We start from the raw sequence: 12,969 nt of genomic DNA on the forward strand, positions 1-12,969 counted from the left end.
CAAGCGGCTACGACGAAGACACCTAACCTTACCTCAAAATGATGTAGCCTCGAAAAATATTAAAAACAGTGGCGACCGTCACTTGCAAACCTTGGACTTCATAGTCGCTCGCATTGACCGAGTGCGAGGAGATAAAGTCACCGTGTCAGAGCGCGTCGATCGAGCACTTCGGTCCAATGCATTGTTCGTCTCAACGCTACTAACGACTAGGATCAATTTTAGGAATGAGTATGGCATAGTCGCTTCTTCGAATCAATCGAAGATTGAGAAAGTCGCAATCAATTGTCCCAAGTTCTAGTGTGACAACTAGCCTCCCAGTCCCTGAACGCTCCTCGAGAGTCGAAGCAATCCAAGATGTTGGGAATTCGTCAATCGCTTGTTTGTAGGTCTTTGTGCCCGTCAGAATCAGGACATACTCGTTTAGGACAATAATCACGCGGTTGTTTCGCCTGTGGATTGATTCCACAGACATGTCATGAAACGATTCGCGATTCCAGCACGTCTTTAACGCAGCAATGTTGGCGTTCAGCGAGTCGTCCATTTCTCTACGCAACTTCCATCAGGTCCTAGGTGGACGAACGACCATCGTCACCCAGTCGCGGCAAGTAACGTCTCTAAAAGTAAAAGCACCCGACCCGCGACTTGGGTGCACGATTTTGTTCGTCCTCGCTTTGCGATGAACTACTCCTGACTTTTCTTTGCGTGCTGCTCCGCAGCTTGCTTCCAGATTCTGTCAAAGAACTCTCCGTCGAATCGTCGGTCTATTTCCGGCTTCATCACGGAATCGAATCCTTGAACATACTCCTCCGATTTCCCCATCGTCATTTCATGCCTGATACCGTATTGCTCACGAAGTATCCGCCAGTATTCTGGAGTTTCGTCTGAGAAACTATAAAACCCCATCGGCATAGTCTTAACAAGCTCCCCCTTTTGTATCCTCTTCTTTGCGTCCCTCACTCCGCGAGCGTTGTCATCAATCGTCACGCAACCAACGCATGATCCAAACAGTACGATTAACGTCATGAATGCAATCCGTCTCATTCAGAATCACCTTGGTTATATAAACGAACGAAATGCAATCTATCCCTACCGGAGTGTAACGGAGCGGTGGGATAGATTGTGCGTTGAACTGTATGGCTTTGCTCCGCATCCCGAAAGATTATCGCTTGACCGGACTCGGTTTGCAACCTAACTGCGGATTCTTTTCCTTTTCGCTCCTCCTGAGCTCTGTGTAGACTCCTAAGTAACCTGCTCTATCGCTCGCTAAACCCGCTTGCATTGAGAGGGCGGGCCATGCGATGGGTCTTGGTACTGCTGGCTTTGTGAGTGTTTCCTAGGTGTGGACGTGCTCGAGCGGCTTGCTCGTTAAACGGCTGTTGTAATAGTCTTGTTGTTTGTGTCTGCTATGCTTTGAGCCTGTCAGGCCGTATTCAACTCGGCTAAGCTCTCTCGCATGGCAATGATCTCGTCGAAGAGGTCGGGCTCTTCGCTCGCTTTCTTAGTCTGCGATCCGTAAGCATGCTCCCAAGACGGTTTCGGTTCTGGCGGGAACTCGCACTCGACATCCGTTGGCTTGTACCAACCAGGGTGGTCGTTCTTTAGAATGACTTCTCTCCAACTCGGGCGATCATCGCACCGAAGCACCTCCATGCACTGCCCGCAGTGCGGGCAATTCGGGGCGGTCTTGGTTTTTGGTTTTTCCAATTCCGTCTTTACTCTTGTCGATTCCGACTCCTCGACGGTCGCAGGATGCAATCGCTCACAGTCTTGCCGGTACTTGGTCCGTTTCGAGCAACTCCACGCTCCATAGGTCCTGACCTTGGTGTACTCCTTGGGAAGTACATGCATGCACCAACTCCTGACGAACTCGACGCTCTCCAGCGATGTTGCGATTTGGCCTTCTCCTTTCCTAAGGCTACGGGCTAAGAACCAGATGCGACCATCCTTTTCTCCCAAGATCCTGAGATCCGAGATGGGACCTCCGGTCATGTAGCGAGCCAAGTACTTGAACATCCGCTCGGCTGGCATGTCCGGTTTCGGAGGACGTTCTATAAAGACATTCCAGTTCCGTTCTGCTAAGTCGTTTAAGACTTCTGCGATATAACCTGGCTCTTCGATCCGGATCTTGTTCTTGCTGATTAAGATCTCGAGTTCGCTCAGGAACTCCTTGCGGAACTCGGCACTGAGTTCCTTGTTGTCGACTAGGAAGGGTTGTCCGTCCTTGGTCGTTTTGCAAGCCACCCATCGCGTGCCGTCTAAGCTGGGGCCGTTGCCGGGAACAGCCAAGTGCACGTGCGGATGATGCCCCAGTCTTTGATTCCACGTGTGCAAGACGGCTTGCCCGGCACTCCGAATCCCTAGCTCCTTCTCGATCTTGCGACTCAGGCATCGCCAAGCGACTTGAAACAAGAGATCGTACATCTCTTTGCGGTTACCAAGTGCTAGCGAAGACAATTCCTCGGGAAGCGTAAAGATGACTTGGAAGTAGGTGACTCCGGGAGCGACAAGCTCCCGGGTCTTATCGAGCCAATCTCGTCGCTTGGCTCCCGAGCAGTTGGGGCAGTTTCGATCACCGCAGGAGTTGTAGACCGTTTTCTCATAGTTGCATGGAACGCAGCGATACTGCCTGGTACCGAGTACCGGGGTTCGGCAGTAATGCATGCGGAGAAGCGTATTCTCTACATGCTGTGGAATCCCTCGCCCATGCTTGCGTAGCGTGCGATTGGTATGCTTGAGGATCAGGCTATGGACCGACGGAGCGGGATCGGGCCAATCGGACTCATTGTACGCTTTCCTTACGGTCTGGTACCGGTTTCGGGGGGAGCATCGCTTCGGAACGTGGGATCGATCCACTTCGGACACTGCCGAACCGGAAGCCAATCGATCGGGCTGGGGGAGTTTTCGAAGTGTTGGCGACGACAGTGTAAGTAGACCATCGTGGTCAAGAAGCTGCTGTGTCCCAGTAGCTTGCTGATGGCCATGAGATCGACACCCGCTTCGAGTAACCCCGTCGCATAGGAATGCCTCATCGTGTGAGGCGTGACGTGCTTGTTGATCTTGGCTTGGGCTGTTGCCAGCGAGCAAGCTTTCTGAACCACTGCTTTGTTGAGAGGTGTATCGTCGGTCCTGCCCGGGAAGAGGTAATCGGACGGGCGACATTCCTTCCAGTAGAGTCGCAAGGCTGTCAGTAATCGTGGCGAGATGGGCACATATCGATCCTTGGCTCCCTTGCCCTGCGTGACTTTGAGCATCATTCGCTGGGAGTCTATATCCGACACCTTCAATTGGAGCCCCTCGGCGATTCTCAGCCCAGCAGAATAGAGTGTCAGCAGGACCGTACGGTGCTTGATATTGGTGATACATGCGATGATTCTTGAGACTTCGTCCCCGGAGAGGACAACGGGTAGCTTTTTGGGACGTTGTCCGTAAGGGATTTGTTTGACGACCCAATCTCGCTTCGCAGTCACGGTGTAGAAGAATCGCAGGGCACAGACGGCTTGATTGAATTGGCTCCAAGAGGATTTCAACTCATTGATCATCCAGAGTTGGAACTCTCGGATCTCATCTGGTCCTAATTCTTCGGGGTGTTTTCCGAACCGTAGGGCGAATCGATCGACGTGATAGGTGTAGGCATCGATGGTTCGGGGTGAGAGATTGCGTAGTTGCATGTCTTCGGCCATGCGTTTGGTAAAGGCCGTAACACGTTTGTGATAGGGAGTCATAACTCGGTTCCTAATCCTGAAACAGAAAGTGAAAATGGCCAGCTAGAACGAAAGAGCTGGCTCTACAAATCAGGATGATTAGCGTTACAAATAGCGCAAGTGATTTAATCGGAATCTTCGTTACGGGTTGAAAAGTATTTGTGATTGGTAATCGTTACAACCGGAAGTGGTGTTGGGTGAGTTTGCGGATGGGGTAAGGCATAGCGCGGCCGGTAGTGGTGTGAATGAGACAAGAGAAAAGAAAAGGCTTTGTCTGCTTGCAAGCAAGAAAGCGACGCAGTCATCCGTTCTTCCGAGCACGCAAGCAGAAGGCGAGGAACAGTCTACTGCACCGAAGCTATCATCGGATATAAGAGCTTGAATCCGATGGTGGTATTGAAGAGAGCAAAGCCATTTAGTTCAACGGCCATGTTGACCGAGTCCCCGTCAACGCGGTCTCTAAAGTTCGAAAAGGACCGACGGGGGCTTCGGTCCAACATTTTGTTCTGAGAATTGTGTTGTAAGTTCATGCCCCACGTGCAATCAAGTGGCCACAATTGCTCCAATGTGGACCGTGATTGTATTCTGCGAGTCTGTTCATTTCAATCAGCGCGGCGGTATGATCCAAATTGTGCCATTCGCTGGACCAACCATGTCCACCAGTCATCATTTCGAACCCGGCAGAGGTTGCTCGAAATATCGAGCATGCTTCATAGTCACCCTTGCGGTGATCGGCCAACGCGAATTCATCGAAACGTTCGAGCGCTTCGAGTAAACCAATAATGGCGACATCGATTGCGTCTCGCTCGATAAAAAACTCGAATCGAATCGCCAGTCCGATGTTTCGCGAGTTAGTAATGCGGATTCCAGGTATTTCAGGAAGAAGATTTCCGTTGGTCATTTCCTCGTTGCTGTCTGCATTCTCAGAACGACACCCATCACCGAGCCCCTGCAGAGGATGTCTCTAAAGTCAAAAACGCACCGTCGGGGGCTTCGGTGCATGGGATTGTTACGCATCCCGCAGTGTCAATTTGCCGATGCGTTGATACCGATTCAGTACAGCAGTCCAATGTTCGTCAGGGCCAAGCGAGTCGCAAAAGTATCGGTACAAACGACAACAGATTGACGGTAAACGATTATACGCGTTCGATCCCCAAATCTGGAGAATCTTGCGGAAAGCTTCGTGACGGATTTCGGGATCAAGGCGTTCCAAAAACGGTACGGTATCGTGCCGAACACTGTCGGCCAGTCTGAAGTATATCTCAAGTAAACCGGACACATTTCGTCGTACTGTGTGATTCGATTTGAATTCAGCCGGAAATTTGCCGTCCGTCAAAACGGTTTCGATTGGATCAATCAATTCTGCTACGCGAGGAAGTGCTTCCATGGCTTCATTGTTTGCAAAACTAGAGCCGGGTACTTGTTGTGTGAACTGCGTATGCAATGCGTCTATCACATCGTCAACAAATGGCACGGCATCCTCAATTGCGTAACGATTCGGTTCACCGCGATCGCGCGAGTGATTTACCACTTCAAAAGCGTCGACTCGCGATCTGCGGTGCAACCGTTGGTTCGCCATCATCTGGGTTGAGAATCGCCAACGAATGCGACTGCATCAATGTATCCTGCGCCGCAACGCGGAGCAACATCGAGCATGGGGTTCTGGGCATTGGGGCAGGCGTTGGGATTCAGGCTGTAGCTGGCAATCAATTGACGCTTGCGGTCTCCGCTGACGTTTGCATCACAAGTCCGTAGCGTTTCGGGCGTTGGATGTGTCGCGTTGGACGTTGCCCGCGAATGATGCTTGAACTCGTCTTGCAGGCTTACAACATAAGTCAGCAAGGGATTCAGGTGCTGTGTCGGTGAGTTGTTGGGCTGAATGTTGCTCACCAACACATACTGAGCGGCCGCGAAAGGATGCGACAGAAGTCGGCGTTGATGTTGCGGCGTTGGCCGGTGTTGGTTGCGCTGGCGAACGAAAAAGGATCATTCACGTCGAGTGGGGATCGTGGACCGCCCAAGCCCCCGGAATCGAGACGTTGAATGCATCCGCTGGTTAGCGGAACACGCGTTCTTGCCCGGAGGTCGAGTACCGTCGTCCGCACTGCTGACGTGTCATCCTCAGTCAGACACAGTCTCTGACATCGGACTATCGTACCACAGGGGACTTCAACATTCAGTAGGGGCAGGAGTGCAAGCGACACACTTTTCTGCTGGTCGCGTTACTTCCTAGCTAACATATTGTATACGGAATTTCCCATAATTCCGCTGGGTCGCAGTTTACCATAATCCAACCAGCGTTGGCAACTTGGCTCTCGCAAAAACGGGAGGATTTTCTGACTTTCATTCACCCCACCACCCTACTGTCGCAAATGACATTGCTCGGATATGATGGTTTTGATTTTTCAAGATTATAATGAATTTGCCTTTTCCAGCATATACGGAACTCCATTTTGCACGAAGCAGAACCAAATCCTCAGACGAAAAACGCTAGCTTAATCACCCAGGTCCGCCGAATGGCTCGTACGCTTCACGTCGCAAAACGCACCGAAGAAGCCTACGTCGGATGGATCAATCGATACTTCATCTACCACCGCGATCAGCGAGGGGATTGGGTTCACCCCCTCCAATTGGGGACCCCAGAGATTAACGAGTTTCTCACGCATCTGGCGGTCGAACGAAAAGTGGCTGCCAGTACCCAAAACCAGGCCCTCTCGGCACTGCTGTTCCTGTACTCGAAGGTTCTCAAGGTTGATTTTCAACTCGATGCCGTACGGGCAAAGAAGCCTTCTAAACTGCCTGTCGTGCTATCTGCACCCGAGGTGGCTCGCATCCTGGAACTCGTCCAGCCTAAGCCTAAGAAGCTTATTTGCAGCTTGCTCTATGGATGTGGCTTGAGGCTCATGGAAGCTTGTCGATTGCGGTTCAAGGACATCGATTTCGAACGCAAGCAGATCATCATCCGGGAAGCAAAAGGGGAAAAGGATCGTGCGGTTCCGCTCCCCCAAAAGCTGGTCGCTGACCTTAAACACCAAATGGATTTGGTCAAAAAGCTTCACGAACACGATTTGCTCGTCGGTGCTGGTTGGGTCTGGTTGCCCTATGCTCTGGCGGTGAAATACCCGGAAGCTGGACGAGAGCTTGCCTGGCAGTATCTGTTCCCGGCCAAGAATCTCTCCTATGACTCGCATCCACGTGAAGCGGTCGAAGGAGTCCCGGACGAGCATGTGATCGATGGGGATCGATCTCAACTAAGACGACATCATGTGAATGAGAACTCAGTCCAAGCGGCATTAAAAACGGCCGTACAAAAAGCGGAGATCCACAAAAAGGTTTCTTGTCACACGTTGCGCCATAGCTTTGCGACTCACCTGCTGGAATCTGGCAAAGATATTCGAACGATTCAGCAACTGCTGGGGCATGCGGATGTCTCGACAACGATGATCTACACGCACGTCAGTCGGTTAGGAGCGAGCGGGGTGGAAAGCCCGTTGGATAGACTGTAGAAAGGGGACGTATCGTATAACGGAATGCCTAACGAGGCTGCGGTGAGGGGGGGCATGAGGTTGACGGCCTAGGGGCTTTAATGGCAAAGCTTGTAGACGATCGGGGCGTTGGAGCCCAACCGGAGGGCTCGCGCCCGTACCGCTACGATTGGTATCGCTTTGCGATGAGTTTCCCTAAACGGCGAACCTCCACGCCCTGCGTTCCTCAGAGCGTGCCACCCAGACCGGGGAGAGTGGGATTAACTGGGGAGTTGATGGGCGGTTGGCGTGCTGGAGCCCTACCGGAGGGCTCGCGCCCGTACCGCTACGATTGGTATCGCTTTGCGATAGGTAACAAATGATGGCTGTCAACCATTAACAGTTATCAGTTGACAGTATGTTGGGTGGTAATCTGTGCTAGACTGGACAGCGGTCAACATTGCGATCAAACCCCAGTTCGCAGTTTTGACTGGCAACTGTAACAGCAGTCTATGACTCCCTCCAACCCATCTCTCCCATGGCACAGCGATCGTTCCTCTCGGGCCTGTTTTTCTGGGCACTCACTTCTGCATTAGCCGGATTCCTGTTTGGCTTTGATACGATCGTAATCTCCGGAGCGGAGAAGAAGATTCAATCGCTGTGGGAGCTGAACAGCACCATGCACGGTCTGTGCATGAGCTCTGCTCTATGGGGGACCGTCCTGGGGGCCCTCGTCGGTGGCTGGCCGACCGATCGTTTCGGTCGTAAAACAACACTGCAAGCCATCGGGTGGCTTTACGTTTTGTCCGCCATAGGCTCAGCCATGGCACCCGAAGCATTAACTTTTATGCTGGCTAGATTCATTGGAGGTGTGGGCGTAGGTGTCGCAACCGTGGCGTCTCCGCTCTACATCTCCGAGATCTCACCTCCAGGCCACCGAGGCCGATTGGCGGGGCTTTTCCAATTCAACATCGTTCTTGGCATCCTCATCGCCTTTGTCTCAAACTACCTGATTGGCAGATATGTAAATGGCGAATTCGCTTGGCGTTGGATGCTCGGGATCGAAGCCTTGCCGGCCTTGGTTTATACCATCATGTGCTTCACGCTCCCCGAAAGCCCCCGCTGGTTGATCGTCAAAGGCCATGACAAGGAAAAAGCGATTAGCATTTTCCGACAGATCAGTCCCCATGCCTCTGATGAGGAACTACAAGAGTTGGTCCAAACCGTCGAGATGAGTGGCCATCAGCATGCTCAGCGAAAGCCATTCTTCGTTTGGGGGCTTCGAGTCCCCATTCTACTTGCATTCTTCGTCGCGTTTTTCAACCAGCTCTCTGGGATCAACGCTATCCTCTATTTCGCCCCCAGAATCTTTGAATGGACGGGATTGGCCGAAAGCTCAGCTCTTTTGCAATCTGTCGGAATTGGTATCACCAATCTTATCTTCACTTACGTTGGATTATGGCTCATCGATCGTTTGGGGCGACGCACCCTTCTATTCATAGGATCGCTGGGCTATATCGGTTCGCTGGGACTTTGCTCATGGGCATTCTACACTCAAACCTACGCCATCGTGCCCGGGTGCATCTTTGCGTTCATAGCTGCCCATGCGATGGGACAAGGTGCCGTTATCTGGGTTCTCATTAGCGAGATATTTCCCAATCGGCATCGTGCAGCAGGACAAGCATTAGGAAGTTCGACGCATTGGCTATTCGCTGCTCTGCTCACTATGATCTTCCCAAGTCTGGCGGTATCGCTGCCACCGTGGGTTCTATTCGGCTTCTTTTGCTTTATGATGGTGTTGCAGTTAATTTGGGTTCTCTTTTTCGTACCGGAAACGAAGGGAGTGCCTCTGGAAGCTATGGCAGAAAAACTCGGAATCGATAGCGAGGTCTAGAAGTGGGGTTTAGTATTGTCGGCATCGGCGAGATCTTATGGGACGTTTTTCCGGATGAAGAACGATTTGGTGGAGCTCCCTCGAATTTCGCATGCACTGCGTCGGAACTATTGAAACAACCTGGCGGCGTACGCTTCGTTGGTGCGGTCGGCCAAGACTCGTTAGGTCATCGAGCAGTGGAGTTGTTGCAATCTCGCGGCGTGCAAACCGATGCAGTCCAGGAACACTCGGCTGCGACCGGACGTGTGAACGTTCAACTAGACGCAGCGGGTGTCGCGACCTATGTTTTCGACCCCGTTTCGGCCTGGGACTTTCTACAGTGGAATACCAAACTTGCAGAGATTGCGGCCGGATGTGATGCGGTCTGTTTTGGAACGCTCGGACAAAGGGGCTCCTTAACTCGGGAGACCGTGCGACAATTCCTCCAGCAAACTCCTCGCCATGCATTAAGGATACTCGATATTAACCTTCGCGCTCCTTACTTCGACGATCCACTGATCCGAGAATCGATACCACTAGCCAATGTCCTCAAACTAAATGAGCTAGAACTGCCGATCGTCGCAAACGTTTGCGATTGCAAAGGCTCAGATCAAGACATGATATCGCAACTCGCCGAGCGGTTTGAGCTCAACACGATTGCCTTGACCAAAGGGAGCGAAGGAGCAATTCTGTACTCTCAAGGCGAATGGAGCGAGCAGCCACCGCAAACAACTCAGGTTGCGGATACAGTCGGTGCAGGTGACGCTTATACCGCTGCTCTGACGCTAGGCTTACTCGCCGGTGATCGCATCGACGATATCAATCGCAAAGCGATTCGAGTCGCCAGTTATGTTTGCAGCAACCCTGGTGCTACCATGCCTATTCCTTTCCGCTATCAAGATCTTGATTAACGATGATTTACTTTCTGCGATGCTCAGCTCTGGCCAGTCGGCTACCTTTACTGGTACTGACTTTAGTTTGCTCTCTACTGACCGTGACAAGGAGCTCGTTCGCTGAGGAACCGAAGCTCACTCGCCCCGATTTGGTGATCAACGATTTCGAGTCGTTATCGTACGATCAATGGATTGTTGAGGGGGATGCGTTTGGCAAACAACCAGCACGTGGTACGCTTCCGAATCAAACCGAAGTGACAGGCTACCAAGGTAGCGCACTAGCAAGTTCGTATTGGGGAGGGGACGTAACGACGGGGACTCTCACGAGCCCCACCTTTACAATCGAAAGAGCCCATATCGCATTTCTTATCGCTGGAGGAAACAAACCTGGCGTGGTTGGAGTCGAGTTGCTGGTCGATGGAATGGTCGCACGCCGCAGCACGGGTGATGATTCCGAGGAGCTTCTTTGGAAGGAATGGAATGTATCGGAATTTCTAGGCAAACAAGGAACGATTCGCATTTTTGATAATGCGGTGGACGGATGGGGGCATATCAGCGTTGATCAAATTATCCAAACAGATCAACCGCCGGATCGCTTTGGTTTGATTCCAAAGCTGGCGGCATATCGCAACTCAACGCGATATATGAACGAACCCTTGCGGCCTCAATTCCACTTCAGTTCCGAACTCAATTGGCTAAATGATCCCAACGGATTGGTCTATCACGACGGCGAGTATCATTTGTTCTTTCAATTCAATCCTGCCGGCAATGAGTGGGGACATATGAGCTGGGGGCATGCTGTAAGCAAAGATATGGTCCATTGGGAGCACTTGCCGATTGCACTGCCGGAAACAGATGGAGTCATGGCATTCAGTGGAAGCTGCGTGATCGATCACCGCAATACTTCGGGTTTCGGATTAGACAACAAACCACCCATGATCGCCATTTACACCGGCCACCAGCCTGGCAAGCAGGTACAAAATCTCGCGTACAGCAATGACAATGGTCGAAGCTGGGAATTTTACGAAGGCAATCCTGTTATTGACCTCGAGCTGGCTGACTTTCGCGACCCAAAAGTTTTCTGGCACGAACCATCTGCCCAATGGGTCATGGTGGTAGCCTTTGCGACCGAGAAAGTAATTGGCATATTCGGTTCGCCCGACCTCAAGAGCTGGAGTGAATTGAGCCGCTTTGGACCTGCTGGTGTCAGGCATAAACCTAATTGGGAGTGTCCCGATCTCTTTGAGCTACCAATCGAAAACGAGGCAGGCCAGAAGATGTGGGTGCTCGAAGCGGATATGGGAGACGGATCGATTGCAGGTGGCAGTGGCAGCGAATACTTTGTTGGGCACTTTGATGGAGTTCGTTTTCAAGCGATACAGCAAGCGCAATGGGTCGACTACGGACGGGATTTTTATGCACCAATCAGTTTTGACAACTTTCCTCGCACTGATGCTCGTCGTGTATGGCTGGGCTGGTTTAATAACTGGCAGACATGCTTGATCCCGACCGATCCCTGGCGAGGCTGCATGACCGTGCCACGCGAGTTGTCACTGCGCAAGCTTTCCTATAACGCGGAAGAGCCTGCGACCTACGTGCTCGTCCAAAAGCCTGCTCACGAACTGGAGACGCTTCGCGTAAAGCCACGTAGTCTCGCGACGCAGAATTTGGGTTGGCCCCCGAAGAAACTGACCTCACAAGGGGAGTTGGAGGACATGCGTTTCGAGTTGCTAACGCATTGGGAGCCAGGTAAGGCTCGCTCTCTCGGATTTCGAATTCACACTCAAGATGACGAATTCACGGAGATTGGCTATGATCGCGAGAACCTTGGTGTCTACGTTGATCGTACAAAGTCTGGCAACGTGTCATTTCATCCGGCATTCCCTGGGCGACATGATGCCCCGGCAAGATTGATCGATGGCAAAGTGGAGCTACGCATACTTGTCGATCGATCAAGTATTGAAGTCTTCATAAACGATGGCGAGGCTGTCATTAGCGATCGCATTTTCCCGGGCGGGCAGCAACCATGGATCGAGGCCTTTGTTGGAGATCCCTCGGCCAAAATTGTTGATGCGAAGCTTTGGGAGCTCAATAGCGTATGGCAATCTCGATGAAAACACTACGAAGAAAGGTGTCAAGATGATTTTCCGTTACTGTCGCATTTACTTAGGCGCACCCGTTAGTTCAAGCTATGCTTTTTTGAAAAAGGCTGCGTTTTTGTTGGCGTTAATGGGAGCTGGGTCTTTGTCTGCTCAGGACGAGTCGACGATCGATGTCAATGGTAGCGCTGAGATCTATGCCATTCCGGATGAAGTGCTCGTGTCGGCTAGCATCGATTCTCGCGGTAAGACCGTACTCGAAGCTTCGGAGCAGAACGACAAGCTGGTTCAAGCGGTCCGGGATTTTCTGAAGAAATCGGGAATCGAGGATCGACACATTCGAACAGAGTACCTGACGTTGAGACCGGAGTATCCCCAATCGCAACCAAGATACGGTGTGTCTGCCCTACCAAGTGACCCATTTTCGTCAGCGACTGGAGAGCCGGGTGCTGATCCCTTAAAACCGATTGGTTACTCGGCGGTTCGATCGTTCTCGATTGTTATTCGCGATGTCGCCAAGTTTGAGCCGATCTATAAGGGGATGCTACAGCTCGGAGTCAACCGAATCGACGGAGTGCAGTTCCGCACGAGTGAGCTACGTAAGTTCCGCGACCAAGCTCGATTGGAAGCGGTCAAAGCGGCCAAAGAAAAAGCAACCGCCATGGCCAATGAACTTGGAGTTACGCTAGCCGGAGTCAAACTCGTAGAAGAAAACAGCTCTAGATCTCTACCGTTTATGACCAACAGTGCACAGGTTGCGCTACCTGCAGGTGGAGAGAGCTCCAGCACGGGTGGTGAAATTGCCATCTCGGCTAATGTGCGAGTCATCTTTTTCCTGAGCAAGCCGGCTCCAGCCGAACTCCCACGCTAGGACGCGCGAACAGGAGCGTAACGGTGCAAGCTGTACGGTGACAGGGGATGCGGAGCGAGCCGGGAGTC

The 12,969-nt window shown here is 51.9% G+C and carries 12 protein-coding genes; 5 read left to right on the forward strand and 7 right to left on the reverse strand.

Going from position 1 to position 12,969, the window contains the following annotated elements; all coding sequences use genetic code 11:
• Positions 1-199: 199 nt before the first annotated feature.
• From SH449x_RS11010 to SH449x_RS11040, 7 genes are all read right to left on the reverse strand, one after another.
• Positions 200-541 (reverse strand): hypothetical protein, encoded by a 342-nt coding sequence (locus tag SH449x_RS11010; protein ID WP_482381389.1) that lies wholly within the window; start codon positions 539-541, stop codon positions 200-202.
• A gap of 140 nt (positions 542-681) precedes the next feature.
• Entirely contained in the window at positions 682-1,041 is a 360-nt protein-coding gene (locus tag SH449x_RS11015) for a hypothetical protein (protein ID WP_482381390.1), read from the reverse strand.
• A 378-nt stretch (positions 1,042-1,419) separates the two neighbouring features.
• Positions 1,420-2,853, reverse strand: a complete 1,434-nt coding sequence (locus SH449x_RS11020; protein WP_482381391.1) for an IS91 family transposase — start codon at positions 2,851-2,853, stop codon at positions 1,420-1,422.
• On the reverse strand, positions 2,796-3,722 hold the full coding sequence (locus SH449x_RS11025; protein ID WP_482377426.1) for a tyrosine-type recombinase/integrase: 927 nt from the start codon (positions 3,720-3,722) through the stop codon (positions 2,796-2,798). Before SH449x_RS11025 ends, SH449x_RS11020 begins: the two co-directional genes overlap by 58 nt.
• A gap of 505 nt (positions 3,723-4,227) precedes the next feature.
• Positions 4,228-4,602, reverse strand: coding sequence for a hypothetical protein (locus SH449x_RS11030; protein WP_482377421.1), 375 nt, complete (start codon positions 4,600-4,602; stop codon positions 4,228-4,230).
• Between the two features lie 108 nt (positions 4,603-4,710).
• On the reverse strand, positions 4,711-5,283 hold the full coding sequence (locus SH449x_RS11035) for a hypothetical protein (RefSeq protein WP_482381392.1): 573 nt from the start codon (positions 5,281-5,283) through the stop codon (positions 4,711-4,713).
• Positions 5,280-5,591: a hypothetical protein gene (locus tag SH449x_RS11040; RefSeq protein WP_482381393.1), complete on the reverse strand. Its 312-nt coding sequence runs from the start codon at positions 5,589-5,591 to the stop codon at positions 5,280-5,282. The genes SH449x_RS11035 and SH449x_RS11040 overlap by 4 nt, the downstream gene beginning before the upstream one ends.
• Before the next feature lie 563 nt (positions 5,592-6,154).
• On the opposite strand from SH449x_RS11040, the gene SH449x_RS11045 reads away from it, so the two are divergent.
• The 5 genes from SH449x_RS11045 to SH449x_RS11065 all read left to right on the forward strand — a co-directional run bounded on the left by SH449x_RS11045 (position 6,155) and on the right by SH449x_RS11065 (position 12,901).
• Entirely contained in the window at positions 6,155-7,207 is a 1,053-nt protein-coding gene (locus SH449x_RS11045) for an integron integrase (protein WP_482381394.1), read from the forward strand.
• 496 nt (positions 7,208-7,703) lie between these two features.
• Positions 7,704-9,059 (forward strand): sugar porter family MFS transporter, encoded by a 1,356-nt coding sequence (locus tag SH449x_RS11050; protein WP_482381395.1) that lies wholly within the window; start codon positions 7,704-7,706, stop codon positions 9,057-9,059.
• Between the two features lie 2 nt (positions 9,060-9,061).
• Positions 9,062-9,949 (forward strand): carbohydrate kinase family protein, encoded by an 888-nt coding sequence (locus SH449x_RS11055; protein WP_482381396.1) that lies wholly within the window; start codon positions 9,062-9,064, stop codon positions 9,947-9,949.
• Positions 9,950-9,951: 2 nt separating this feature from the next.
• On the forward strand, positions 9,952-12,045 hold the full coding sequence (locus SH449x_RS11060) for a glycoside hydrolase family 32 protein (RefSeq protein WP_482381397.1): 2,094 nt from the start codon (positions 9,952-9,954) through the stop codon (positions 12,043-12,045).
• A gap of 25 nt (positions 12,046-12,070) precedes the next feature.
• Positions 12,071-12,901: an SIMPL domain-containing protein gene (locus SH449x_RS11065; protein ID WP_482381398.1), complete on the forward strand. Its 831-nt coding sequence runs from the start codon at positions 12,071-12,073 to the stop codon at positions 12,899-12,901.
• The last annotated feature ends 68 nt before the right edge of the window (positions 12,902-12,969 follow it).

The sequence above is a fragment of the Brakhagea baltica genome (genome assembly GCF_052161605.1).
Classification (GTDB): Bacteria; Planctomycetota; Planctomycetia; order Pirellulales; family Pirellulaceae; genus JBKCUI01.